The organism is Brucella lupini (genome assembly GCF_002252535.1).
Lineage (GTDB): Bacteria > Pseudomonadota > Alphaproteobacteria > Rhizobiales > Rhizobiaceae > Brucella > Brucella anthropi.
On the sequence record NZ_NNRN01000053.1, the window covers coordinates 103410 to 127639 of the forward strand.

Sequence of the window (24230 nt, forward strand, 5' to 3'; positions counted from 1 at the left end):
AAAAATACAGTAATTGATGTCGATCAAGTATGAGCTGTTTCAGCATGGAAGGAGCGGGACAAGTGCCCGCTCCCCTTTGTCTTATGCGGCAGGCTTCTCGCTGCGAGCAATGCCGAGCAGTTGGTAGAAGACCAAGGCTGCAAGCGTTGAGGTGGCAATACCGCCAAGAGCGAAATCGCCGATCTTCAGCGTGAAGTCGCCAGCGCCGAAAATCAGTGCCACGCCAGCGGTGAAGAGGTTGCGGGAATCCGCGAAGTCCACCTTGTTGACGATCCAGATGCGGGCCATTGCCGAGGCGATCAGGCCGAACACTGAAACGGCAAGACCCGCCAGAACCGGGGCAGGGATGGTCTGCAGGATCGCGCCGAATTTCGGCGACATGCCGAGGATCAGTGCCATGACGGCCGCAATGACGAAGATCAGTGTCGAATAAACTTTGGTCATCGCCATGACGCCGATATTTTCGGCATAGGTGGTGACGCCGGTGCCGCCGCCTGAGCCGGAAATCATGGTCGCGATGCCATCACCGAGGAAGCCGCGACCGATGTAGCGATCCATGTTCTGGCCGGTGATGGAGCCGAGTGCTTTGATATGACCGAGATTTTCAGCCACCAGAACGACGGCGACCGGCGCGATGAGGGTGATCGCCTGCCAGTTGAATTCCGGCGTGGTGAAATGCGGCAGGCCGAACCAGGCTGCATTGTTGACGGCGGTGAAATCGATGCCGGGCACGATGCCGAGACCGTTGCCGAGGATCAGGACCAGAAGATAGCCGAACAGCAGTGCGAAGAGCACCGACAGGCGCTTGGTTCCACGCGGTCCATAGGCTGCGATCATCGCCATGCAGAGAACAGTGAGCAGCGCGATGGTTATATGCGTGCCGCTTCCTTTCAACTGGCCGACGGCGACCGGCGCAAGGTTGAGGCCGATGGAAACGCCGATGGCGCCGGTGACGACTGGAGGCATCAGTCGTTCGACCCAGCCTGTGCCGATGGCCATGACTACAAGGCCGATAAGGGCATAGAGCGCGCCGCAGGCAATGATGCCGCCGAGCGCGATGGCGATATTGGGATTGGGGCCGGAACCGCTATAGCCGGTTGCGGCGATCACGACCGCGATGAATGCGAAGGACGAGCCGAGATAGCTTGGCACACGACCTGCCGTCAGCACGAAGAACAGAAGCGTGCCGATACCGGAGAAGAAAACGGCCACATTGGGATCGAAACCCATCAGCAGCGGAGCGACGATGGTCGAGCCCGACATTGCGAGAAGATGCTGCACGCCCATCGGTATGGCGGCGGCGGCTGGCAGGCGCTCGTCAGGAAGCACGACGGCGTTTGATGTCAAACGCCAACTTGGAAAATAGCCCATGATGTCCCTCTGGAAAATATTATCCTGTTGCCTTTATCGCCTCATGGCGGCGATTTCCAGAGAAGAAAGGCCCAAACGGCAAGCGAGCTGTTGATGAGCCGACTCAACAATTCCTATCCTGTCACCGTCACGCGGCCTGCATCGTCTGTCACCTTTCCGACGATGCGGGCAGATGGATAACCGGCGCCGCGGATGCTGTTCAAAAGCCTTTCGGCTTCCTCCGGTGCGCAGGATATCAGAAGCCCGCCGGAGGTCTGCGGGTCGGTCAGCAATTGCTGTTTCCAGAGCGGATAATCGTCTGGCAACTGCACATCATGTCCATAGCTTGCCCAGTTGCGGGTGGAGGCTCCGGTCACGAAACCGCCTTGCGTCAACTTTTCGGCGTGCTTGAGCAACGGCAGCGCAGCATAGTCGAGGCTGATACCTGCATTCGAACCGCGCGCCATTTCGAGTGCATGTCCGAGAATGCCAAAGCCGGTGACGTCGGTGACTGCGTGGACGGCGTCATCCTTGCCTAGCTCGGCGCCAACCCGGTTCAGCAAGGTGACGGACGCCATCATTTCATCGTAACCGGCGCTGTCGAGTTCCTGCTTCTTGAAGGCAGCGGAATAAATACCGACGCCGATTGCCTTGGTCAGGATCAACGTGTCTCCGGGACGTGCGCCGCTGTTCTTGCGCAGGCTGGAAAGCTTGCAGGTGCCGATGACGGCCAATCCGTAGATCGGCTCCGGCGCGTCGATGGAATGTCCGCCCGCGACCGGAATGCCAGCTTCAGCGCAGATGCTGGAGCCGCCTTTCAGGATTTCGCGGATCATTTCGGCGGGCATCTTGTTCACCGGCATGCCGAGGATCGCCAGCGCCATGATCGGTGTTCCGCCCATGGCATAAACGTCGGATATCGCGTTGGTGGCTGCGATGCATCCGAAATCGAACGGATCGTCCACCATCGGCATGAAGAAGTCGGTGGTGGCGATCACGCAGTTTTCGTCATCGAGCTGCCAGACGGCGGCATCGTCGCCGGTTTCCGTTCCGACGAGAAGCTGGCTGAAAGGCTGCATGGTCGGTTGGTCGGCCAGCAGATCCTGCAGGACGGCGGGAGCAAGCTTGCAGCCACAGCCGCCGCCATGGGCAAGCGTGCTGAGACGAATAGGCGATGCGATATCCATGCTATTTCCTCAAGCTAAATTGTTATTTCGCGCGCGGTCATCGTGTAGCGGAAAGCATCCGCATCGAGACAATCCAGACGGGCGCTGGCAACTTCGGCCTGCGGATACATCAGGAAACCGAGTTCCGGGCCATGAGCAGAAGGCAAGGCGATATCGCTGCCATCATTGAAGGCGATCCAGTTGCCTTCCCATGAACCGAAAAGCTTTTGCCGCACGGCTGCGACACGTGGATCGTCGGCGGTCAGGCCATCCTTTTCCTCTTCCAGCATCACCTTGCGCACATCCGCCGGATCGGTTGCGACCCAGCCAATGCCGTCAAGATAGATTTCGGCGCGGCAGTGCTGGGCCTTGGTGATGACTTCGTTCTTCGCGCCAAGGCTCTTGTAGCCGAAGGCGGAAGGCGCAACGCGCACGCCATAAAGGTCGCGGGCCGGAATTCCCGCCGCCCTGATCAGAGCGACGAACAGCGGATTGAGGTCGGCGCATTTGCCGCCGAGATCGCCGCTGTCGAGCATGGCGACGATATTGCCGTCGCCACAGCCTCGTGTCGAGGCGCGCCGGTAGGTGTTGGCGACGACCCAGTCATAGATGAGGCGCGCCTTTTCCTGATCGGTGGCGGCACCCGCAATGATCTTGTCGGAGGTCTGTTTGACGATACCATCAACGGGTGCAAGGCGTGTCCCGGCCAGATAGCGTTCGCGTTCGGCACGGGTCAGCGGCACGGCCTTTGCTGACGCATCGAGATTGCTTGCACGGTCTCGGGTGGAGATGAGGCTGATGACCTCGGCTTGCGGTTTCGCTTCGTTTGCGTCCCATTCGAGGTAAAGCAAGCCGGTGCCGCTGGCCGGATCGCGATCGAGCCGCGCGACCTTGGCGTTTGTCGTCCAGCGATTGCCTTCGGGACGGTTCCAGTCATTGCCATTGAACCCGGCCATCGGAACCCAGACACGAATGACTTCCCCCGAAGCGGCGGGCGTGATGCTGGTGGTAATCTCGAAGCTGCGCCAGCCCGACGGTTGCGGTGCGAATGTGTTACCGGCTGCAGATGCAAAATTCGGCAGCATGCTGAAAGCGGCGCAGGCCGCACCGGATTTAAGAACTTCCCGACGGTTCATGACGATCCCCTTTTTGCTTTGAATTGTTGTTGTTGCGATTGCGCGAGAAACATCGTTCCGCCGCCTTCAGTTCGGAAAGCGGCAGGTATGCAGCGATTGCAGGAAATCTGGATGCAGCTTTGCTCGATTGAAGAGAGCCTGAGCTGAGGGCCGCACAACACCGTCGCACCGGGTCAAAGAAGCCGACGCGAGGCAAGAGCCACTCAAAATTCAGGCCCCGAAACTCGGGAGCAACAAAAGAAGCCACGACATCAGTCTGGCGTTTTTACACAGGAACGTCAATCAGCCAGCGCGTTTTCAAGTCATTCTCGTAATGAAGTCCATGTATTAATACCTGACAATTAAAGTCATGTTATTGATAAATGCACCTTATTGTTAATTTTTTTAGCCTGCTGTTCGGTTGACAACTTGGTTTTATTGCGGTGAACTGATGTCAGGCAAGTCCAATTTAAAGAAGAATATGCTTCGGCGTTTTTCTTCTGACGATCAGGGAGGTGCAGCGCAATGAATGTGGAGCTCTCACGCCGCCAGTTTCTGGGCGGAACGGGGGCGGTAGTGGCGGCTTCGGCGCTTGGGTCCTTCGGTTTTGGTGCAGTGGAAAGCGCCTATGCCGAATCCATTCGCCCATTCAAGTTGACCAACACGGCCGAAACCCGAAATACCTGCCCTTACTGCTCGGTCGCCTGCGGTATTATTCTTTATTCCAAGGGTGATGTCAGGAAAGGCGAAAAGGCCGAGCTGATCCACGTTGAAGGTGACACGGATCACCCGACCAATCGCGGCACGCTTTGCCCCAAGGGCGCGGCACTGAAGGATTTCGTCAAGGCGAAGACCCGTCTGCAATATCCGCAGGTACGCGAACCGGGTTCGTCCGAGTTCAAACAGATTGCCTGGGAAGATGCGCTTGACCGCATCGCGCGGCATCTGAAAGACGACCGCGACGCCAACTTCATCGCGAAGAACGCGGCAGGCACAACGGTCAACCGCTGGACCTCGACAGGCTTCCTTGCGGCTTCGGCGACCACCAATGAAACGGCGTTTCTCACCTACAAGGTGGTGCGCAGCACAGGCATAGTTGCATTCGATAACCAGGCACGCGTCTGACACGGCCCGACGGTGGCGAGTCTCGCCCCAACATTTGGCCGCGGAGCAATGACCAACTCCTGGACCGATATCAAGAACACCGATCTCGTCGTCGTCATGGGCGGCAATGCGGCGGAAGCGCATCCTTGCGGCTTCAAATGGGTGACGGAGGCCAAGGCCAACCGCGGTGCCCGGCTGATCGTCGTCGATCCGCGATTCACGCGCACGGCTTCCGTGGCGGATTTCTACGCGCCTATCCGGCAGGGCTCGGATATCGCCTTCCTGCTCGGCGTCATCAATTACTGCATCCAGAATGACAAGGTGCAGTGGGATTATGTGAAGCATTTCACCAATGCCAGCTACATCATCAAGGATGGCTTCGAATATAAGGACGGGCTGTTTACCGGCTATGACGAGGAAAAGCGGGATTATGACCGCTCGAGCTGGGACTATGTGATCGGCGATGACGGCTATGCGGTCGTCGACGATACGCTGCAGAACCCCCGTTGTGTGTGGAATCTGCTGAAGCAGCATGTTTCGATCTTCACGCCGGAAATGGTGGAACGCATCTGCGGCACGCCGAAGGAGAAATTCCTGAAAGTGGCCGAGATGATGTCCGAATGCTCGGCGCCCGACAAGACGATGACGTCGATGTATGCGCTCGGCTGGACGCAGCATTCCAAGGGGTCGCAGAATATTCGCTGCATGGCGATGCTGCAGCTGATCCTCGGCAATATCGGCGTGCGTGGCGGCGGCATGAATGCGCTGCGCGGTCACTCCAACATTCAGGGGCTGACCGATATCGGTCTGATGTCCAATCTTCTGCCGGGCTATATGAATATCCCGGTTGAAAAGGAAACCGATCTCGAAATCTATATGTCGACACGCGGTTTCAAGCCGCTGCGCCCGAACCAGACGAGCTACTGGCAGAACTATCGCAAGTTCTTCGTCAGTTTCCAGAAGGCGATGTGGGGCAGTGCCGCAACTGTCGAAAACGACTTCGTCTATGACTGGCTGCCGAAGCTGGACGTGCCGAATTACGACATGCTTCGTATCTTCGACATGATGTATGAAGGCAAGGTCAACGGCTATGTCTGTCAGGGCTTCAATCCGCTGATGGCGGTGCCGAACCGCAAGAAGCTGACCGATGCTTTGTCGAAGCTGAAATTCCTCGTGACGATGGACCCGCTGGAAACGGAAACCTCTCGTTTCTGGGAAAACCACGGTGAATTCAACGATGTGGATTCGGCTTCCATCCAGACGGAAGTGTTCCAGCTGCCCTCCACCTGCTTTGCAGAGGATGAGGGTTCGCTCACCAATTCCGGACGCTGGCTGCAATGGCACTGGCCTGGTGCTACACCGCCCGGCGACGCGAAGACCGATAACTGGATCATGGCGCAGATATATCTGCGGCTGAAGGAGCTTTATCGTAAGGAAGGCGGTGCTTTCCCCGATCCGATCCTCAATCTCGTGTGGGATTACAAGGATGAGGGCGAACCGACGGCTGAAGAACTGGCCAAGGAACTGAACGGTCGTGCGATTGGCACGGTGACCGATCCAACCGATCCGACCAAGGTGGTTGCCGAGGCTGGCAAACTTCTGTCCGGCTTTGCGGCATTGCGCGACGACGGTTCGACCGCATCGGGATGCTGGATTTATTCCGGTTGCTTCACCGAGGCTGGCAATAATATGGCTCGCCGCGACAACCATGATCCGGACGAGACAGGCGCCTATCTCAACTGGTCTTGGTCGTGGCCTGCAAACCGTCGCATTCTCTATAACCGCGCCTCCGCCGACCTCAACGGCAAGCCGTGGGACCCGAGCCGCAAGCTCATCGAATGGGACGGTTCGAAATGGACGGGCTATGACGTGCCGGACATCGCGCCGACCGCCAAGCCGAACGAGGTCGGTCCGTTCATCATGAATGCGGAAGGCTCTTCGCGCCTGTTCAGCCGCGGCATGATGCGTGACGGTCCGTTCCCGGCCCATTACGAGCCGTTTGAATCGCCTGTCGCCAATGTGATCGCGCCGAAGGTTCGGGGCAATCCGGTGGCACGCGTCTTCAACGACGACTTCAAGCAGTTCGCGGAAACGGCCTCGGAGGAATTCCCCTATGCGGCGACTTCCTACCGCCTGACCGAGCATTTCCACTACTGGACGAAGCACGTCACAGTGAATGCCGTTCTGCAGCCGGAATTCTTCGTGGAAATCTCGGAAGAGCTGGCGAAGGAAAAGGGCATTGCCAAGGGCGACTGGGTGCGGGTGTGGTCGAAGCGCGGCTCGGTCAAGGCCAAGGCCGTGGTGACCAAGCGCATCAAGCCGCTCATCTGCGACGGCAAGACGGTGCATGTGGTCGGCATCCCGCTCCATTGGGGCTTCATGGGGGCCGCCCGCAAGGGCTTCGGTCCGAACTCGCTGACACCTTTCGTCGGCGACGCGAACATTGAAACGCCGGAGTTCAAGGCGTTTCTGGTCAATATCGAGCGCTCAAGCGCGCCTGTAGCTTAGGAGGGACTAGAGATGTTTCCACCCGTTCCCAATCCTAGCGTCCAGCCGCAACAGCCGCGTTTCGGTGACAAGGACCTGATCAGGCGGTCGGCGTCGAATGTGACGCCGCCTGCCGAGCGCCAGACCGAGGTGGCGAAGCTCATCGACGTGTCGAAATGCATCGGCTGCAAGGCCTGCCAGTCGGCCTGCGCCGAATGGAACGACACGCATGAGGAGGTTGGCATCAATGTGGGTGTCTATGACAATCCGCACGATCTGACGCCGAACACCTTCACCTTGATGCGCTTTACCGAGTGGGACAATCCCGACACCGGCAATCTGGAGTGGCTGATCCGCAAGGACGGCTGCATGCATTGCGAAGACCCCGGCTGCCTCAAGGCATGTCCGGCGCCAGGCGCAATCGTGCAATATTCCAACGGTATCGTCGATTTCATCCACGATAACTGTATCGGCTGCGGCTATTGCATCAAGGGGTGCCCGTTCAACATTCCGCGTGTTTCGGAAGTAACCCACAAGGCTTATAAGTGCACGCTCTGCTCCGACCGCATTGCGGTGGGACAGGGACCGGCCTGTGCCAAGGCCTGCCCGACACAGGCCATCGTCTATGGTACCAAGGACGAGATGAAGGAATGGGCCGATGGCCGCATCAAGGATCTGAAATCGCGCGGCTTCGAAAATGCCGGGCTCTACGATCCGCCGGGCGTTGGCGGCACGCATGTCATGTATGTGCTGCAACACGCCGATAAGCCGGAAATCTACGCCAACCTGCCGAACAATCCGCGCATCAGCCCGGTTGTCGAAGCGTGGAAGGGTGTGTCCAAATATGCAGGCATGGCCGCAATGGGGCTGGCTGCGGCAGCAGGTCTGCTGCATTATATCTTCAAGGGTCCGAACGTCGTGACAGAGCATGACGAGGAACAGGCCGAAAAGCTCACGGGAGAGAAAAGCTCATGAGCAAGACCGACTTTGACGATGTTGAACGCGGTGACGGGATAGAACTCGGTAAGCCCGTCAAGGTGCATCGCTATTCCGGTGGCGCACGCATCAATCACTGGATCACCGCCATCAGTCTCGTGCTGCTGGCCCTGTCCGGCCTTGCGATGTTCCACCCATCGCTGTTTTTTCTGTCGGGCCTGTTCGGCGGCGGACAATGGACACGCGCCATCCATCCATGGATTGGCGTGGTGCTGTTCTTCAGCTTTCTGGGGCTTTTCGTACGTTTCTGGAGCGCCAATCTGTGGAAGCGCGAAGACAGCCAATGGCTCGCACATGCCAATGACGTGATTTCCGGCAATGAGGAAAAGCTGCCTGAAGTAGGCAAATATAATGCCGGTCAGAAGCTCGTTTTCTGGTCCATGTCCTTGCTGATCATCATCCTGATTGTTTCCGGCGTGATGATATGGAACGAATATTTTGGCTCCTATACCAGCATCAATCAGCAGCGTTGGGCCCTGCTTGTCCATTCTATGGCGGCGGTGGCGGCGATCTGTGTCTGGATCGTGCACGTCTATGCCGCGATCTGGGTCAAGGGCACGATCAATGCGATGACACGCGGCACGGTTACCGGTGGCTGGGCTTGGCGACATCACCGCAAGTGGTTGCGCGAACTGACATCGAAGCAGAAAGTGAAGCAAGGCGGCAGCAAGCCTGCCGCCTGAACTTACTCGGTGTCCTAGAGGGTAATAATATTCCGTGGTTTACGTGACCCGTTGGGTTCGTGAGGAGTGACATGGCAGGCAAGAAAGATCTGGTGCCGGACCCGACGGTCATCGGCGAAATATCGGCCCCACCCTTCGTGCAATTGCCGGACCCCGGCGCGCTTTTTGCCAGAAGAGCAGAGCGTCTGCGTTTTCTGGGTTCGGTCAGCCCGCTGAAACCTTATCTGGAGTTCATTGCCGACCTGAGCGAGGCACAGTCTGAAATAGCGGCTGGTCTCGGTCCTGTCGCCGCGCGACACGGCGACGACCGGGGACGGGAATTCGGCATGCCAGCGATCGATCGTGCGGATGCCATATCGGAATCAGCACTCGGGACTGTCTTCGACCGGCTGTTCGAGCACGCCCGCACGATCGCCAAACCGCAAGATGCCGCCGATGCGCTGGAACGTGTGGCGAACAGCGATGCGGGTGCGCGTTGCCGAATGATCGAGGCAGTTTTCGCCGGTATTCTGCCGCCGGAAGCAATTGCTGAACATATCTATGTCTGGGCAGGCTTGCAGCTCCATTTCACGCGGCTTGCAGCGGCGCTTGACCCGAAGTCGCTGAAACCCGTTGCCGATGGCGTCTGCCCGACTTGCGGCAGCATTCTGTCAAGCTCGATGGTCGTGGGCTGGCACGGTGCGCATGGCGCGCGTTTCTGCTCCTGTTCCGTCTGCAACACGCTCTGGCACTATGTCCGGGTCAAATGTGTGTGCTGCGGCTCGACAAAGGGTATCGGCTACAAGGAAGTCGAGGAAGGTGGCGGCATTATCAAGGCTGAAACCTGCGACGAATGCCAGCGCTGGGTCAAGATCATCTTTCAGCAGCTATCGGCGGATGCCGATCCTATGACCGACGATGTTGCGAGCCTCGGCCTTGATATATTGATGCGTGAGACGCCTTACAGACGAGGCGGCTTCTCGCCGCTTCTTGCCGGACTGTGAGGAAGCATGGACCAGATCAAGTCTTCGCTGCGCCACCTGCCGTCCGTGGATGCCATCCTGCAAATGGCGGAGCTTTCCGGGGCATTGGAGAGTCTTGGCCGTGCGTCGGTGACTGAGGCTATTCGCAAGGTTTTGAGCGACGAGCGCGAGGCGGTGAAATCCGGCGCCTCGCTCTCCAGTAACACGCATTTGGCTGAGCGGGTTCTCCATTTGCTTGAAGCGTCAGGGCGATCGAGCCTGCGTCCGCTGTTCAATCTGACCGGAACTGTCCTGCACACCAATCTGGGGCGAGCCATTCTTGCCGAAGCCGCCTTCGAGGCTGCCACACAAGCCATGCGGCAGGCGGTTTCGCTCGAATTTGACCTGTCATCGGGTGGGCGTGGCGAGCGCGATGATCATCTGCGGGCGCTTGTCTGTGAGCTGACGGGAGCGGAAGATGCCACCGTCGTCAACAACAATGCTGCTGCTGTACTTCTGGTGCTGAATAGCCTTGCTGCAGGTAGGGAGGCCATTGTATCGCGCGGCGAACTGATCGAGATCGGCGGCGCATTCCGCATGCCGGATATCATGACCCGCGCCGGTACGCGACTTGTCGAAGTGGGCACCACCAACCGCACCCATCCGCGTGACTACGAGAATGCAATCAACCCCGATACAGGGTTGGTACTGAAGGTCCACACGTCAAACTATCGGATTGAAGGCTTTACGCGGGAAGTCTCAGCGGCGGAACTGGCCGCTATTGCGCAGGCCAAAGGCGTGCCGCTGGTCAATGACCTTGGCTCCGGCACACTTGCCGATCTGACTTCCTTCGGTCTCGCACACGAGCCGACAGTGCGCGAAGCGGTCGCCGAAGGTGCAGATATCGTCACCTTTTCCGGCGATAAGCTTCTCGGTGGACCACAGGCGGGCTTCATTGTCGGGCGACGCGATCTGATTGCCCGTATTAACAAGAACCCGATGAAGCGTGCTTTGCGGGTGGACAAAATCAGGCTCGCAGCACTTGAAGCGACGTTGAAACTTTATCGTAATCCGGAACGACTTTCTGAAAAGCTGCCGACTATTCGCTATCTGGCGCGTCCGCAGACCGAAATTGCCGCGCAGGCGGCACGGCTCAAGCCGGGGCTGGAGAGAATACTCGGCCCGGCTTTCATTGTGGCGGTGACAGATTGCGCCAGCCAGATCGGTTCTGGCGCATTGCCGCTCTCGACCGTTCCAAGCGCGGGATTGTCGATTGTGCCTAAAGACGGTAGCGGCTCCGTGCTGACAGCGCTCGGCGGTTCATTGCGTGCGCTGCCTTTGCCGGTCATCGGGCGGATCGAAAAGGGTGCACTCGTGCTCGATCTGCGCTGCCTTGATGACGAGACCAGTTTTGTTCGGAACCTGTCATCCTATGCGGCTCGCTGATCTTTTCACCCGCAAGCCCAAGCCGGATACGACAGCTCAAGCGCTGGAAAAGGCGCTTGTCGCTGCAAAGGCGGGTGATTACGCAGCGGCGCTTTCCATCTGGGAGCCGCTGGCGCGTGCAGGCAATGCCCGCGCGCAGAACAATATCGGCGCCTGCTTTGCGGGCGGCATGGGCGTTGAGAAAGATGTCGTCCTTGCGCAACGCTGGCTGGTCCTTTCAGCCGCGGCCGGCGATGCTTCCGGCCAACGCAATCTGGCTTCGCTGCTGTTCAAGGGCGAAGATATCGAAGCCGACTATCCGGAAGCTGCAAGGCTGTACCGGCTTGCCGCAGAACAAGGGGACCCGCAGGCACAGGACATGCTGAGCTGGATGCTCATGGAAGGGGAGGTAATGACCGCCGACCCGGTTGAGGCGCGTGAATGGGCGTTGAAGGCGGCGGAAGGCGGCATAGCCGCAGCCATGACGCGGCTTGGCATGATTTATCATAATGCTCTCGGGGTGCCGCGCGATCCCTCTCAGGCCGTTTACTGGTGGCGGAATGCGTCCGCTGCGGGCGATCCGGATGGCGAAGCCATGCTCGGCGCGGCGCTGCATCTTGGCATGGGTGTGGAACGCGATCCTTCATCGGCTTACGAACATCTGCTGCGCGCTGAGGCGGGCGGCAGCACGCTTGCCGCTCCTTTCATCGAGGCAGCGCGCAATGCGCTGAACGAAAAGCCATGATCGTCGGAACGGCGGGGCATATCGATCATGGAAAGACCTCGCTGGTGCGCGCCCTTACACAGGTCGACACGGACCGGCTGAAGGAGGAAAAGGCGCGGGGCATTTCCATCGATCTCGGCTTTGCCTATCTGCCCTTGTCCGGCGACGAAAAGGACATACTCGGCTTTGTTGACGTGCCGGGGCATGAAAAATTCGTGCATACGATGCTTGCCGGTGCGGCGAGCATCGATTTCGTCATGCTGGTTGTCGCTGCCGATGACGGGATCATGCCGCAAACGCGCGAACATCTGGCAATCGTCAACCTGCTCGGTATCCGGCGTGGCATCGCCGTCATCACCAAATCCGATCTTGTCGAACCTGACCGTCTTGTTGAAGTTGAAACCGCTATCAGCAATGAACTGGCGCTGACGGGACTTGCCGACATTCCCGTGCTGGCGGTCTCCACCGTGTCGGGTGCCGGGATCGACGATCTGAAGGCGCTGCTGGAAGTGCAAGCGCATGCATTCGGTGAGCGGCGGACAAACGGACGCTTTCGTCTTGCGGTGGACCGCTCCTTCACGCTCAAGGGCGCTGGCACAGTGGTCACGGGCACGGTGCTGTCCGGCAAGGCCGCCATTGGCGATCATCTGGTCATCAGCCCGTCTGGCAAGGAGGCGCGTATCCGCACCATTCGTGCGCAGAACCAGCCAAGCGAAATAGCGCAGGCGGGTGATCGCTGCGCGCTCAATCTGGCAGGTGACGGCATATCGAAAGAGGCGATACATCGCGGCGATATGCTGGTGCTGCCAAGCCTTCATCGTCCGACGGACCGCATCGATGCATTATTGCAAATCCTCTCCTCGGAAAAAAAGCCGATCGGTCAGTGGTTCCCGGTTCGCTTGCATCATGCCTCGACGGAAGTCGGTGCCCGCATCCTGCTTTTGCGGGATGAAGAGCTCCAGCCGGGCACCGAAGATCGGGTGCAACTGGTGCTGGATCGTCCTGTCTCGGCTGCAGCCGGAGACCGCTTCGTCATCCGCGATGTGTCCGCACAACGCACCATTGGCGGCGGACGTTTTCTCGATCTGCGCCCGCCGCAACGCAAGCGCCGCAGTCCGGAGCGCATGGCACAGCTTGACGCCCATTCCATTGACGACCCGGTAGAATCGGCACGCGCACTGCTGACTGCTGAACCTTACTATCTTGATGCGACGGCATTCCTGCGCGACCGCGCGCTGGCGGACAACCCGCAAGGTTTGGCGCACGCGCTCGATGCCGTAATGCTCCCGCAGGCAAATTCCGTGTTGTTGTTATTGCCGGAACGATGGGACGCTCTGCGTGACGATATTCTGGCGCTACTGGCCACCTTCCATGACGAAAATCCAGACCTGATCGGCATGGGTGTCGAACGGCTGCGGTTGTTGTTGAAACCGCGCCTGCCAGCGCCCGCCTTTCGCGCTGCCATTGCTGCGCTGGTCGAGGCGGACCTGCTGAGACTGGACGGCGCCTGGCTTCGCCTGCGCGACCATGAAGTCACGATGAGCGATGCCGACGAGGCGCTCTGGCAGCGTATAGCACCGTTGCTTGGCGGTGAGGCTCGTTTTCGTCCGCCGCGCGTGCGCGATATTACAGGTCTGCTTGATGAACGGGAGGAAGATATTCGCCGCCTGCTCAAGCTTTCCGGGCGTATGGGCCGGGTGCATGAAGTGGCGCAAGACCATTTTTTCCTGCGGGGAACGATTGCTGAAATGATCGGCATCCTGTCGGATATGGATGCGGCATTTGATAGTGGCTGGTTCATCGCGGCGCGATTTCGCGACCGGGTGGATAGTGGTCGCAAGGTGGCGATCCAGATACTGGAATTCTTCGATCGCAACAGTGTCACGATAAGACGCGGAGACATACGTCGCCTGAACCGCCGCAAGCTGGACTTGTTCGGCGATCTCGCGCAAGGGGAAGCACCACAGACCGGAGGAACAAAATGAAATCTCTGTCGACTACAATCTGCTTGTTGCTCGTTCTAGCCGCCGTTGGTGGCTGCGCCAACCGGCAGTGCAGCGACTGGCCGGGAACCTGCATCATCCAGTGACGGGCAAGATTAATAGAGAACAAAGCTCGTTACTATCAAAACGCTTCTCTCAGCGAACTATCCGCTTGTTTGGCGCATCAGAAATTCCAGCGACCCCACGGTGTCCGCTCCATTCTCGCAGCTAACACTAACGGCTTGGCGCACGACGGTTCCTGCATTCTTGCTGAGTACGATCTGTTTGCATCACGCGGAACAAAATTTTGGCTAGCGCCATCTCGCATGCTGCATTGATATCACTTCGCGCCAGACACATCGACAGCCGCGCGCAGCCTTGCAGGCTTGACTTGCCGATCTGGAAGCTTGCCCAGTACGTATGCCAAGCGCCGCGCTGATATTTGCTAGGTGCGTCAGGCCATTGTTTGTTGGGATTACCCACGGACAGGGGATCATGAAAAGCTCAGAAGTTGAGAATGCCATTCGGCATCTCAAATTGCGCGAGCCGTTCAATGGTGAAAACACTTCAACGCGCTTTGCAGAATTTGGATGTCACAAAATCGCTGTTCGACTTCAAAAGCACACAGTTAAGTTCAACAGGGCTTACAAACCCACCTACATCCAAGTCATGAGAAGCTTCTACGGGTTGAATGAACGTTGAACGTTAGGTCTTTACAAGCTCGAACTTCTTGAGGTGCCGATGACATATGACTTCCGACCCCGTGCGATCACGCTGAGGGGCTCTTTTTTAACAACTCACCAAGGAATACCGTCGAGATTTCCAACATGCAAAGTTAACAGACCAGCCCTAGACTGCTTCTCGCATCAAGGGGGATTGAGGGGGCGAGCGATGAATAGAATAATGAAACGTTGGGATGACGTAGAGAAATACGTTTCTGAAGATCATGTAATTGCATTTCAAGATACTCTCAGATCAGCTCTCGAGGAGCGAGGCATGTCACATTCAGATCTTGCAAATATGCTCGGTGTGTCGCGATCACGCGTAAGTCAGCTTTTTATGGAAGGCGTAAACCCTTCCCTTCGATATTGCGCTCTGGTTCTCTATCGTCTTGGCTACACTATTGAATTCAAGAAAGTTGAACCTAGCGGACTACCCAACGAATGACTGCTATATTTTCTTGTCCTGCGCCCGCACAGCCAATACGCGATCAAGCCACTTGTCGCTTCTTTCAGGCCCTCGTGCTCCCATCTATATTAGATAGCCATGCAGAGGGCATACAGGCCAATGCTGCTGCACTGATTGACGGCATGATCAGTAATGCGCTAGCAAAGATGAAAAATGGAAATGGTAGAAATTGGGCGGCTAAACGCCACTCAAAGCCGTTGCCGTGAAAGAAACTATATAATGAACTCAATATTTGGAAGGGATGCATGCCCGGTGGCATGTCCGGACTTCAAATTCTAGCGGTGGCATCTGGAAACGTATTGTTCATTCGCAAAATGTCCCGGTTTGTCGGGCTTCCTGATGCCACCGATCCTTTATCGTCCTAGGCTATTTTTGATCGTGCTACCGAGTTGGGTAGCAAAATGGTAGCAACTCGTTCCCGCACTGTTCACGGTGGAACCTTTCGCCCAAATCTGGACGCACCACTTGACCGCCCGCCGCGCCTCTGCCTTTTTCTGAATTGCGGATGCGTGTGAATGCCTGGGGCACGGGTCTACAGATTGCCAATCCCCCGAGTTTCAGGCCCCGCCCCGTGCTATCCGCATAGCCTTCTGTGCAGCCTTAGTGGACAGTCCTGCCTTATCGCGCAGCCAAGGGCCAAATTCGCCCCGTGGGAGCGATTGCTTATTCTGGATGAGAAATCGCCCTATCTCGGACCATTCCGCGTCTGTGCGATGAATACGGGGCTGGAAGATCGGTCTATCAACCTTTGGGCGCTCGACTGGTTTGATGTTCTCCGAACTGCATAGGTGATGAAATGCCTGCATCACTTCCCGCTGTAACTCGACCGGAAGCGCCTTGAAGCGCCTCAGCGACATGCCACACGAAAACGCATAGGGCATAATATCCCTGTTTGGCCCACGTGCTGCATGACGAATACGATTGTGATCTTCGTTGGTGAGGTGCCGGACTGTGCCGACACCTTCAATATGGATTTCGTTGATACGGTTCATGACCTACCTTCCAACTCGGTATTTAGTACGGGCGATGCTGGCTTGCTGTCCGATCCACCGTGTTGTTGATGTCTGCTCCTGCCAGGTCGCCAGACCTCGCGAGACACCTTCCTGCACCATGGCCGCGATCTCAGCATTACCGTTCGCACCGGACACATTCACGTTGATGTTCGGTGAATTGTTCTGGGTGTTGTTGTTGGTCTGCGACATTCCCGCCAGCGACGGAATGCGGGGCGCGCTTAATGATGCTACGCTAGGTACTCCTACCGCGCCGCCTCCAGCGAGCGCGAGACCCTTCCCGCTATTGATTGCATCCAGAAGCGGGCCGAATTTCTTCGTAGCCGCCGCGTTGATAACGTACTCTCCATTGGAGAGCATCGCCGGGATACTGTCGGACGTTGCGGAACCGCGACCGCGCACGTGGCCGCCGCCTGCCAGCCTCAAACCGGACCATGGGTCGGAACTGCCTCCACCGAATATGCCGCTGAAAAGACCTCCGATCCCGCCACCGCCGCCGCCAAACAGTGCATCCAGACCCGAATTCAGGAAGCGGTCAGCCAGTCGGCCCAGAGCATCGGACAGAACATCGGAAGCTTTTGCGCCACTTAGCAGGCCAGAAACCAGGGTGCCGGCGAACTCACGGCCAGCATCGTTAACTTCCTGAATAGCCGCCTGCTGCTTGTCGTACGCCTCGGTAGCCTTGTAGTTTGCCTCCACAAGCTGTTCTATCTGGGCCTTTTCCGCAGCCGTCGCCGCCGCCCCTGCATGGCGGAGAGCGGTCATCTTTTCCTTTTCCAGCGCCGATTTGCCTACCAGAGAGGCTTCGAACTCAAGGTCTTTGATCAGATCGGTGACGGCCTTGCGTTCTCGCTCTGCTGCCTTAGCTGCCCTGTCACGCGCCTTTTCATCGCTGCTCTTGCCTGTTTTTGACGGCGGCGGCGGCGTGTAAGGCTTTTCCGGCGGATCGATTACAATGGTTTCGAGTTTGACGGCGGTAAGCTCGTCCTTGCGAGCCTGCAAACGTGCCATCTGCTCGTTGACGGCCTGCAATTCGGTAGCAGCGTCCTTGCCGATCCAGCCCAGAACGGCATCCTCTGTGGTCCCTGCCTGCGCTTCAAGCTGAGCCTTGCGCTTGGTGAGAGTGTCCAGTTCGGCATTGATGCCAGACAGGGTTTTGTCTTCGAGGTTCTGCCACGACGACAGGAAGCCTTGCAGCGCGGTTGCTGCTTCCACGATAGCGCCTTTGACAGCCGTCCCCATCGTGGTCGCCAGACGGTTGAAAGCCTTGTCGATCTCATCAGCCTTCTTGATGAATTCAGCATCGAAGACAGCGCCCATCTTCTCGGCTTCATTGAGCGTTTTGGTTATGCCATCGCGGCCTTGTTCAATGAGCCTGACGAACTGTTCGCCACCCTGACCGCCTAGAAGCTCATCGAAGATGCGAACGCCTGCCGCTGTGTCCTTCAGACGGCGTGTTCGGTCGATCAGTTCCAGCATGAACTTCGACGGGTCTTTGATGCGCTCCTTCACCTCTGCCGGTGACATACCCAGACGCTGAAAGCTTTCTGCTGCCGATCCCTTGCCGGTCTGGATATACTCATCAGCCCGGAGGTTAAGCTCCTTGAAGCCGTCAATCAGGGCATCAACGCCGATCCTATTCTGGTCGGCCACATAACGCCATTTCTGGAAATCCTTGACGTTGATACCGGCTGTCTGCGCCTCGCGGCCAAGGTCAGCAAAAGACTTGGTGACTGCTTGGACGCTCGCGGCGATACCGGCAACGCCACCGGCAGCAATTCCAGCAAACAAGCCCTTGCCGAATTCGGACACGATGCCCTGCATCTTGGAAAAGCCACGACTTAGCGAGCTTTCCATGTTCTTGGCGGCTTTATTGGTGCGGCGCTCCATACCGCCCATCTGGCCGTCAAGCTGCTTGGCAAACTTCGCCATCTGCTTTTCAGCCTGGGCGACACGCATTTCCATGCGCGCATACAGTGCGGGTTCATTTGCCATCGTTGAAATCCTTGATTGCCTTGTTCATGGCACGGGAACGCCGCCTGCCGAACTTGTCGCGAAACAACCGATAAGCGGTCCAGAAAAAGGGCTGAGCAGGCATTTTGACCGTGCCGAACTCAACGGCGGTGGCGTAATCGAATGTGGCGTTCTGGCCGTTCTTAACTGGCCGTGTCGTCGCTTCGCCGCCAGCCCGCACAACCTGACCGCCTGTCTCGGTCTCGTAATGGCGGATGCTCGGTCTCAGATGAATGCCGTCTTCTGGATCGACGGGCGCAAGCTTGCGCGACCACTTCACCCATTCATCGGCGTTCTGCTCAATGGCCTTATTGGTTTCTTTCTGCACCTTCTGCGGCAGCCGAGACAGCCGCCGCTTGAACTCATTGCTGACGTACCAACCTTTAGCCATTTGCAGTCTCCGGTTCGTCGTCTGCGCCGAAAAGGAATGCCTCTGCTGCTGCGAGCGCGACAGGTAGGCTTTCCGATAGCGGTCTGCTCTCGACGTACTGCTTAACCAACCGGAACGCATCTGCCGGAGCCATACCGCCACCTATGAGGCTGATACGGATGATTTCCTTCACATCGGATACGAAACCGGCCTTAGTCGCCACCATGGCGTCAAACGTCTGGTAAAGGCTGCGGCCTGTCTTTTCTTCCCATTCTTGTGCACCGGCCCAAGTGAGGGCGAATGTGTATTCGTTGTCACCGAACACCTGTGTAGTCTTGGAAAAAATCTTGTTTTCCATGTTAACTCTCCGAATAAAAATGGGCGCGAGCTGCCATCGTGGCGCGGTCAGAAGCCCGGATTTTCAGGATCAAGCGAGCGGAAGGTTTTTCGGTCATTTTTCCGTTTCGCTTAACAATTCGATCTGGGGGAAAAAAATATGCCCGTGGGGGGGATGCGGGTCTAGCCCAGACACGGGATTTCAAGTTTTGATGCCACCCGCCCGCTTTTTTTGAATTGCAGACGTTTGTAATCGCTTGGCGCACGGGTCTGCTGATACAGTTGCGCCAGACATTTACCCACGCCCCGATAGGAAAAGGGCGACGACAGCCCATGAAACAATCGTCGCCCTTCACGCCCATGCTGGATTGCTCCAGTTGCCTCATGGGTTATCCGCCTGTCGGGAATGCACCATAGGTCAGAGCCTTGGCGCGCTTCACTGCCAAGCCGATACGCTCTTCACAGAGGATAGCGACAAGGTTGCGGGTGAAGAAGTCGGCATGTTCGGTCGATACCTCGATACGGGCTTCCCAACGGTCATACAGCGTCGCCGCGGTCTGGAACTGACCTACAAGGAAGTTACCTTGAGACATAGCCGGAGTATCAACCACGGGCAGTCCGAACAGCACACGCGCCGGGCTGGTCGCTGGATTGCCCAAGATGTATTCGCCATCAGCATTCTTGATAAGGCGCATCTTCATCCAGTCAGCCGAATGAACCACGATGCCGTCAGCAGGCAGATCCGCGAGAGAGTTTTGCAAGATAGCCAGGCCGAGAGTGTCAATGGCGTTAGGCGTACCTTCCACCACACCCGGAGTTGCAGCATATGCCGTGGCATTCGGGATCAGCCCGGAAAGGTTCTGACCTGTGCCGTCGCCGTTCAACAGTTGGTTTTCTTCCAGAAGCTTCAGGCCATAGAGCAATTCACTGTCGATGATGCCCTGAAGCTGTGGAATATCACTGAGAACCTGACGAGAAGCAGCCACCCAATGCGCGAGCGTGCGGATTGGTGTGTTCTTCATCTCGAAGGTGTAATCACTCTCCGGCTTCGCTGCGCCTTCGGCCACCGGTGCGGCGTTATTCACGCGGGTGGCCTGATTTGGATATTCCACCGAGTTATCAGTGACGCGGATCACCGGCAGCAAATCGCGGACAGTGAGACGGCGTGTCGGCATAATCACGGTGGCGTCACGTGCGGTCGTACCAAGCGCCCCGGCGGACGTGGTGGCGTTCGTGATGGTCGCCTTCATGTTCATGCTGAAACGAGACGGGCGGGCCTGATATTCCGAGAAGCTTTTCACCTCCGGGTTTTCGGCAAACTGCTTGCCAAGCGTATCAGGCTGATGATCGGCTGCCGGTCCCTGACGCGCCGCCTTCTGTTCAAATTCATCGAGACGGGCCTTGAGTTCTGCAAGCTGCTCGTTCGATGCACCAAGCTTGGTCATCACTTCGGCAGTATGGTCGCCAAACTTCTTGGCAATCAGCGCAAGCGGGTCGCCGCCGTCCTTGGTGTGCAGTGGGGCCGCCGATGCTACCAGATGTGCAATTGCTGCCGTGGTGGCGTGGTTCTTGATAAGGTTCATGTTAGATGGTCCTCAACTTCTGTGTGGCGCGATCAATCATGTCGGCCAGTTCAAATGCTTTCTCGTGATCGGCACCGGCGAGCGCTTCCCATCCACCGGCTGCAATTCGTGCAGCTGCGGCGCGAGGCAGGCCATTGTCGCGAAGCATGTCGATCAGTTCGGATTTGGATTGCAGTGTCTTCACGCCCGATACGCGGGCGCGTCTGTTAGCTGGGAACACGACTGCGCTGACTTCGACCAGATCGACATCAGTCAGGATCGTGGTGCCGTTGCTGCCGCTTTTTTTGCCCTGGGGACTGACATAGAAACCGATAGAGAAGCCCGTTGCATCGCCGTGAACGACATGCGCGTGAGCGTCCTTACCGTGGCTCGTGTCGAGATTGAGCCTTCCCTTAACAAACAGGCCGAAGTCATCTTCGTACATGTCTGTCCATTTGCCGATAGGCTTTGTCTGGTCGTGGCTCCAGAGCATGGCAGGCATAGTGCCTTCTGCCCTGTGTTCGCTCAGGGTGCGCAGGAAAGCGCCTTTCTGGACTATATCGCCGTAGCTGTCAGGATTGCCGCCGAATGCGCTGGCATAGCCCTCAATGGTTCCTGCTTCGGAACCCGCCGAGAACTTTACTTCGAGCGTGGGCGACAGCCGCAAGGACTGTGCAGAGCTTTTGATGTGTAGGAGGTTCTTCATCTGTCACCTACGGTTACGTCAAAACACCGGGCATATCGCCCGTTCTGTGCTTCGCGCTCGGTTTGATAGCCGATACTGCCGAAGGTGACTTGTCGTTGTGATCCCGGCCAGCCGGTGATGGAACGATCAATTCGAGTGATAATGTAGCATCATCGATCAACGATTTCAATGCTTCGCACTCCCTTCGTCTAGTTTGAGGAAGTCGAGTGCACCCTTGTCGATATTGCTGGCCATCTCGCGCAGAATAGCGGCGGCACCTTCCTTTCCCTGAATGATGTACGCCTGAGCGGTGGCGAACGTGAATACGCGGTCGAGCATCATCGGTATGGATGCACCCACCTCATCAACCATCATTGACGCAGCACGGTGAATGATCTCGTCACAGACGGCCTTACGCTGCTCTTCCTGTTCGCCTTCGATAGTGGTCTTTACCGGCTTCATCAGTTCGCCCTCGCTTTGATTAGTACGCTTTCAGCGGCTGCTTCCGTCGCCTCAAGCATGGTCAGACTGAAGCGCTGTCGAAGCGCTGGAATGATCGGATATGGCCGGTCACGGTCTGGGGTCTTTGCCAGCCAAGTAGCAGCCTCGATAACTCGCGGGTTCTTCTGATCGGTCATGCCCGTTTCCTTTCTTCAAGGCGGGCGACTTTGCCGTCACCCTGCTTGTTAGGAATGCTGTAGATCACTTCCATTGCCGCCTTTCGGATCAGGTGCGGCATCGCATCGATGACGTTAGACGGCTTGGTGTCGGCCCAGGCGAAAAGATCAAGCTGGCTCATGCTGCCCTCGCTTCGCGTTTCCAGTTGTCGACAATTCGCGGGAATAGTGTTCCCGCCATCACGCGCTCAATTGCGGTCGTGACGTGTCGTGGTGGCAAATCCAGTTTCCTGACAAATGCCTTGGCGTCTTCTGGATTTTCTAGCTTAGGAAAAGGCTCTGACGATCCACTCGCGTGCGCATACGTAGACGCCTCTTTCTTATCCTCCAAAGCCCCATGATTTGACTTTGGCTGTGACGGTGGCTGTGTTTGTAAATCTGAATGTGATTGTGGTTGTGAATGTGATTGTGATTGCTTTTCATCGGCTTTATGCCGATTGAAAGCCGAATTTAAGCCGGGCTTTTCATCGGCTTTTTCTTCCTTCCTTGGGCGGCCACCTTTTTTCCCGTTTTCAGATAGGTTTTTGTGCTTGGTTTCCGATGCGGCGCGGATATCGGCGGTGCGTTTGTGAACCCAAAGATAATCATACAGCGGGGCAAGAACGTCCTTTACCGCGTCCCATCGTTCTGCATCCACGTGAGCTATGCGGCACAGACGATTGTCGTCTGTCGGAAGCTCGCCATGTCGCCACTGGTGAAGGCGCAAGAACATATGCGCCCCATATTCTTCAGCAGTGAGAGCCGCAGCTTCTGCGAACTCATCACCGATATAAATCTGCATCCACGGTAAGTTTGTCATAGATCACCTCGTAGGCCATCAACCATCCGGGTGAGTATCTCCCGTTCGCTATTCTCGGCGGCTAGGAGCACTTTCAACTCATCCTGTGGCAAATGAATATTGATCGCTTGTTCTACGATCTGTCGAAGTCGGGCTGGCTCGATTGCATCTAGTTCAACGGACACATCGCTCTCGAAATTCTTCGCACGACTATCCGTCTTTTTTGTTGGCCTAGATGGGAGGCTCCAAGCGTCTATCTGATGCGGAAGGACTGCGAGCCGTTCAAAATGTATCTCCGCATTCGGTGCCATCTCTCGTAATGTTTGTTCGATCTTTTCACCGGCGTTGACGCCAGACGGATCATAATCACCAAGGTGATAAATGTACGTGGGTACCTCCAGATCATCGATAAAGTCAGCCGCGCTATGTAAAAACGATAGGCTTGCGTAGCCACGTGCTACCATCAGCGGAACGTCATAGAGGCCTGTTACCGGCATGATGACGCCTGACAGTGCATCCTTCTCCAGCCACACCTCAACATACGCGTCAGCATCGCTCCATAGGCTCTTTCTGTAAAAGCGAGCTGTCTCCTCCAGTGCTGCATCGATGCTGTTGAATGTCTGCGGCTTACGCTGCCAACGGGTATTATCTGCCAGCCATCCGTAGGGCATCATTCCCGTGCGGCGCATGATGGTCAGATCGGTCTGGACCTTGGCATAACCGGCCTCTGTCTTTTCGATCAGCCCGTGCACCGTAGCTTGATAGAATACCTGCCGAACGGTCATAGGCTTTCCATAGAAAACGATCTCCCGAAGTTCCTTTCTGCGTGCCTCAATCTCTGATTTCGTCGCTCTGGCGCGTTTTATCTGGCTAGGTTGATAAGTCATTCACGATCCCCTTTTTCAGTGATTTCCGGGGCAATGAACTCGGCAAACCAACGGGAAGCCTTGAGAGCAAACCGTGCTGCGCTGATACGAATGCGGAAAGTGCTCATCGGTCGTACCTCCGCAGGAAGTCCTCATATGAACGGTCAGCCTGCCTACAGGCCCAGAGCGCCAGCCACTGCCAGCAGCGGTTACGGAATGAATGGAGGAGCATCATTGTCCGCTCCTCCGCCGTTCCTTCCGCAATGTGACGACTGCTTGAAGCAGTTCGGCAAATTCGCCTTCGAGGCAAATCTGAATGGGATAATCTGCCGCAGCGGATGGATAGATGATGATGACCTGATAATCATCGACATCGTTCAGTGTCGCTGAAATCTCCTTGGCGAGCCGCCGAATGCGTTGCTCCGGGTGCTCGCTTGCAGCCTGAAGAGCTTCTGTGCTATTCGTATCCATGTTCTTAAGTCCTGTTGAACGGATTGAACCATGGCTCGGAACCGTTGGCGCGGTTGCCGGGCCTTTTGTTTGCTGGGTCATTGTGATGCGCCTCCGATATTGGCGCGAAGTCCGAGGCTTGCAGCCAGCGGCGCAACCGGCACCACGATCCGGCCTCCAACTCTGATTGTCTGGAAATCACCACGCTTGGCAGCATCGTAAGCTGAATTTCTCCCTAGGCCGAAAAATAGCTTTCCCGCATCAATTACCGAGATGGTCGGCTTTGTGAGTGCTTCTTCGAGGGTCAACATCTTTCCTTTCT

Annotated in this window: 24 protein-coding genes; 8 read left to right on the forward strand and 16 right to left on the reverse strand. The window is 57.0% G+C overall.

The window, feature by feature from the left end; translation table 11 throughout:
- Positions 1-81 precede the first annotated feature (81 nt).
- The 3 genes from CES86_RS17385 to CES86_RS17395 form a co-directional block, all read right to left on the reverse strand.
- Positions 82-1371, reverse strand: coding sequence for a solute carrier family 23 protein (locus CES86_RS17385; protein ID WP_094515018.1), 1290 nt, complete (start codon positions 1369-1371; stop codon positions 82-84).
- 113 nt (positions 1372-1484) lie between these two features.
- The gene (selD, locus tag CES86_RS17390; protein ID WP_094515019.1) at positions 1485-2537 is read right to left on the reverse strand and encodes a selenide, water dikinase SelD; all 1053 of its coding nucleotides are present in this window, start codon (positions 2535-2537) and stop codon (positions 1485-1487) included.
- A 14-nt stretch (positions 2538-2551) separates the two neighbouring features.
- A complete protein-coding gene (locus CES86_RS17395; protein WP_094515020.1) occupies positions 2552-3652 on the reverse strand; it encodes a transglutaminase-like domain-containing protein in 1101 nt (366 codons plus the stop codon).
- A gap of 504 nt (positions 3653-4156) precedes the next feature.
- Here CES86_RS17395 and fdnG point away from each other — a divergent pair.
- The 8 genes from fdnG to CES86_RS28305 all read left to right on the forward strand — a co-directional run bounded on the left by fdnG (position 4157) and on the right by CES86_RS28305 (position 15140).
- On the forward strand, positions 4157-7243 hold the full coding sequence (fdnG, locus tag CES86_RS17410) for a formate dehydrogenase-N subunit alpha (RefSeq protein WP_080728145.1): 3087 nt from the start codon (positions 4157-4159) through the stop codon (positions 7241-7243).
- Positions 7244-7255: 12 nt separating this feature from the next.
- Positions 7256-8197 (forward strand): formate dehydrogenase subunit beta, encoded by a 942-nt coding sequence (fdxH, locus tag CES86_RS17415; protein WP_010660824.1) that lies wholly within the window; start codon positions 7256-7258, stop codon positions 8195-8197.
- Positions 8194-8901: a formate dehydrogenase subunit gamma gene (locus CES86_RS17420; RefSeq protein WP_010660825.1), complete on the forward strand. Its 708-nt coding sequence runs from the start codon at positions 8194-8196 to the stop codon at positions 8899-8901. Before fdxH ends, CES86_RS17420 begins: the two co-directional genes overlap by 4 nt.
- A gap of 71 nt (positions 8902-8972) precedes the next feature.
- Positions 8973-9884: a formate dehydrogenase accessory protein FdhE gene (gene fdhE, locus CES86_RS17425; RefSeq protein ID WP_094515021.1), complete on the forward strand. Its 912-nt coding sequence runs from the start codon at positions 8973-8975 to the stop codon at positions 9882-9884.
- Between the two features lie 6 nt (positions 9885-9890).
- On the forward strand, positions 9891-11288 hold the full coding sequence (gene selA / locus CES86_RS17430; protein ID WP_029928185.1) for an L-seryl-tRNA(Sec) selenium transferase: 1398 nt from the start codon (positions 9891-9893) through the stop codon (positions 11286-11288).
- Entirely contained in the window at positions 11275-12012 is a 738-nt protein-coding gene (locus CES86_RS17435) for a tetratricopeptide repeat protein (protein WP_094515022.1), read from the forward strand. Before selA ends, CES86_RS17435 begins: the two co-directional genes overlap by 14 nt.
- Positions 12009-13976: a selenocysteine-specific translation elongation factor gene (gene selB, locus CES86_RS17440; protein WP_029928181.1), complete on the forward strand. Its 1968-nt coding sequence runs from the start codon at positions 12009-12011 to the stop codon at positions 13974-13976. Before CES86_RS17435 ends, selB begins: the two co-directional genes overlap by 4 nt.
- A 900-nt stretch (positions 13977-14876) precedes the next feature.
- Positions 14877-15140 carry a helix-turn-helix domain-containing protein gene (locus CES86_RS28305; protein ID WP_166942908.1) on the forward strand — a complete coding sequence of 88 codons (264 nt, stop codon included), beginning with the start codon at positions 14877-14879 and terminating at the stop codon, positions 15138-15140.
- Positions 15141-15718: 578 nt separating this feature from the next.
- On the opposite strand, the gene CES86_RS17455 is transcribed toward CES86_RS28305, so the two are convergent.
- From CES86_RS17455 to CES86_RS17505, 13 genes are all read right to left on the reverse strand, one after another.
- The gene (locus CES86_RS17455) at positions 15719-16153 is read right to left on the reverse strand and encodes a DUF3102 domain-containing protein (RefSeq protein WP_094515023.1); all 435 of its coding nucleotides are present in this window, start codon (positions 16151-16153) and stop codon (positions 15719-15721) included.
- A 3-nt stretch (positions 16154-16156) separates the two neighbouring features.
- Positions 16157-18166 carry a hypothetical protein gene (locus CES86_RS17460; RefSeq protein ID WP_094515024.1) on the reverse strand — a complete coding sequence of 670 codons (2010 nt, stop codon included), beginning with the start codon at positions 18164-18166 and terminating at the stop codon, positions 16157-16159.
- On the reverse strand, positions 18156-18575 hold the full coding sequence (locus CES86_RS17465; RefSeq protein ID WP_167387123.1) for an HK97-gp10 family putative phage morphogenesis protein: 420 nt from the start codon (positions 18573-18575) through the stop codon (positions 18156-18158). The genes CES86_RS17460 and CES86_RS17465 overlap by 11 nt, the downstream gene beginning before the upstream one ends.
- On the reverse strand, positions 18568-18912 hold the full coding sequence (locus tag CES86_RS17470; RefSeq protein ID WP_094515026.1) for a gene transfer agent family protein: 345 nt from the start codon (positions 18910-18912) through the stop codon (positions 18568-18570). The genes CES86_RS17465 and CES86_RS17470 overlap by 8 nt, the downstream gene beginning before the upstream one ends.
- A 367-nt stretch (positions 18913-19279) precedes the next feature.
- The gene (locus CES86_RS17475; RefSeq protein WP_094515027.1) at positions 19280-20473 is read right to left on the reverse strand and encodes a phage major capsid protein; all 1194 of its coding nucleotides are present in this window, start codon (positions 20471-20473) and stop codon (positions 19280-19282) included.
- A gap of 1 nt (position 20474) precedes the next feature.
- Positions 20475-21158, reverse strand: coding sequence for an HK97 family phage prohead protease (locus tag CES86_RS17480; RefSeq protein ID WP_094515028.1), 684 nt, complete (start codon positions 21156-21158; stop codon positions 20475-20477).
- A 165-nt stretch (positions 21159-21323) separates the two neighbouring features.
- Positions 21324-21599, reverse strand: coding sequence for a hypothetical protein (locus CES86_RS17485; protein WP_094515029.1), 276 nt, complete (start codon positions 21597-21599; stop codon positions 21324-21326).
- Positions 21599-21775, reverse strand: a complete 177-nt coding sequence (locus CES86_RS27575) for a hypothetical protein (RefSeq protein WP_167387124.1) — start codon at positions 21773-21775, stop codon at positions 21599-21601. The genes CES86_RS17485 and CES86_RS27575 overlap by 1 nt, the downstream gene beginning before the upstream one ends.
- Positions 21772-21936, reverse strand: coding sequence for a hypothetical protein (locus tag CES86_RS27580; RefSeq protein WP_167387125.1), 165 nt, complete (start codon positions 21934-21936; stop codon positions 21772-21774). Before CES86_RS27580 ends, CES86_RS27575 begins: the two co-directional genes overlap by 4 nt.
- Complete coding sequence (locus CES86_RS17490) at positions 21933-22613, reverse strand: DUF1376 domain-containing protein (protein WP_094515030.1); 681 nt, start codon at positions 22611-22613, stop codon at positions 21933-21935. Before CES86_RS17490 ends, CES86_RS27580 begins: the two co-directional genes overlap by 4 nt.
- A complete protein-coding gene (locus CES86_RS17495; RefSeq protein WP_094515031.1) occupies positions 22610-23479 on the reverse strand; it encodes a hypothetical protein in 870 nt (289 codons plus the stop codon). Before CES86_RS17495 ends, CES86_RS17490 begins: the two co-directional genes overlap by 4 nt.
- A 210-nt stretch (positions 23480-23689) precedes the next feature.
- Positions 23690-24010, reverse strand: coding sequence for a hypothetical protein (locus tag CES86_RS17500; RefSeq protein WP_094515032.1), 321 nt, complete (start codon positions 24008-24010; stop codon positions 23690-23692).
- Complete coding sequence (locus CES86_RS17505) at positions 24007-24219, reverse strand: hypothetical protein (RefSeq protein WP_094515033.1); 213 nt, start codon at positions 24217-24219, stop codon at positions 24007-24009. Before CES86_RS17505 ends, CES86_RS17500 begins: the two co-directional genes overlap by 4 nt.
- Between the last annotated feature and the right edge of the window lie 11 nt (positions 24220-24230).

Excerpts from the sequence above, each read along its gene's own strand:
- CES86_RS17385 (WP_094515018.1), bottom strand. The coding sequence starts at position 1,371 with ATGGGCTATTTTCCAAGTTGGCGTTTGACATCAAACGCCGTCGTGCTT.
- CES86_RS27575 (WP_167387124.1), bottom strand. The coding sequence starts at position 21,775 with ATGACCGATCAGAAGAACCCGCGAGTTATCGAGGCTGCTACTTGGCTG.
- CES86_RS17435 (WP_094515022.1), top strand. The coding sequence starts at position 11,275 with ATGCGGCTCGCTGATCTTTTCACCCGCAAGCCCAAGCCGGATACGACA.
- CES86_RS17460 (WP_094515024.1), bottom strand. The coding sequence starts at position 18,166 with ATGGCAAATGAACCCGCACTGTATGCGCGCATGGAAATGCGTGTCGCC.
- CES86_RS17480 (WP_094515028.1), bottom strand. The coding sequence starts at position 21,158 with ATGAAGAACCTCCTACACATCAAAAGCTCTGCACAGTCCTTGCGGCTG.
- CES86_RS27580 (WP_167387125.1), bottom strand. The coding sequence starts at position 21,936 with ATGAGCCAGCTTGATCTTTTCGCCTGGGCCGACACCAAGCCGTCTAAC.
- CES86_RS17485 (WP_094515029.1), bottom strand. The coding sequence starts at position 21,599 with ATGAAGCCGGTAAAGACCACTATCGAAGGCGAACAGGAAGAGCAGCGT.
- CES86_RS17490 (WP_094515030.1), bottom strand. The coding sequence starts at position 22,613 with ATGACAAACTTACCGTGGATGCAGATTTATATCGGTGATGAGTTCGCA.
- CES86_RS17470 (WP_094515026.1), bottom strand. The coding sequence starts at position 18,912 with ATGGAAAACAAGATTTTTTCCAAGACTACACAGGTGTTCGGTGACAAC.
- selB (WP_029928181.1), top strand. The coding sequence starts at position 12,009 with ATGATCGTCGGAACGGCGGGGCATATCGATCATGGAAAGACCTCGCTG.
- selA (WP_029928185.1), top strand. The coding sequence starts at position 9,891 with ATGGACCAGATCAAGTCTTCGCTGCGCCACCTGCCGTCCGTGGATGCC.
- CES86_RS17505 (WP_094515033.1), bottom strand. The coding sequence starts at position 24,219 with ATGTTGACCCTCGAAGAAGCACTCACAAAGCCGACCATCTCGGTAATT.
- CES86_RS17500 (WP_094515032.1), bottom strand. The coding sequence starts at position 24,010 with ATGACCCAGCAAACAAAAGGCCCGGCAACCGCGCCAACGGTTCCGAGC.
- CES86_RS17455 (WP_094515023.1), bottom strand. The coding sequence starts at position 16,153 with ATGAACCGTATCAACGAAATCCATATTGAAGGTGTCGGCACAGTCCGG.
- CES86_RS17465 (WP_167387123.1), bottom strand. The coding sequence starts at position 18,575 with ATGGCTAAAGGTTGGTACGTCAGCAATGAGTTCAAGCGGCGGCTGTCT.
- CES86_RS28305 (WP_166942908.1), top strand. The coding sequence starts at position 14,877 with ATGAAACGTTGGGATGACGTAGAGAAATACGTTTCTGAAGATCATGTA.
- CES86_RS17395 (WP_094515020.1), bottom strand. The coding sequence starts at position 3,652 with ATGAACCGTCGGGAAGTTCTTAAATCCGGTGCGGCCTGCGCCGCTTTC.
- CES86_RS17495 (WP_094515031.1), bottom strand. The coding sequence starts at position 23,479 with ATGACTTATCAACCTAGCCAGATAAAACGCGCCAGAGCGACGAAATCA.
- fdhE (WP_094515021.1), top strand. The coding sequence starts at position 8,973 with ATGGCAGGCAAGAAAGATCTGGTGCCGGACCCGACGGTCATCGGCGAA.
- selD (WP_094515019.1), bottom strand. The coding sequence starts at position 2,537 with ATGGATATCGCATCGCCTATTCGTCTCAGCACGCTTGCCCATGGCGGC.
- CES86_RS17420 (WP_010660825.1), top strand. The coding sequence starts at position 8,194 with ATGAGCAAGACCGACTTTGACGATGTTGAACGCGGTGACGGGATAGAA.
- fdxH (WP_010660824.1), top strand. The coding sequence starts at position 7,256 with ATGTTTCCACCCGTTCCCAATCCTAGCGTCCAGCCGCAACAGCCGCGT.
- CES86_RS17475 (WP_094515027.1), bottom strand. The coding sequence starts at position 20,473 with ATGAACCTTATCAAGAACCACGCCACCACGGCAGCAATTGCACATCTG.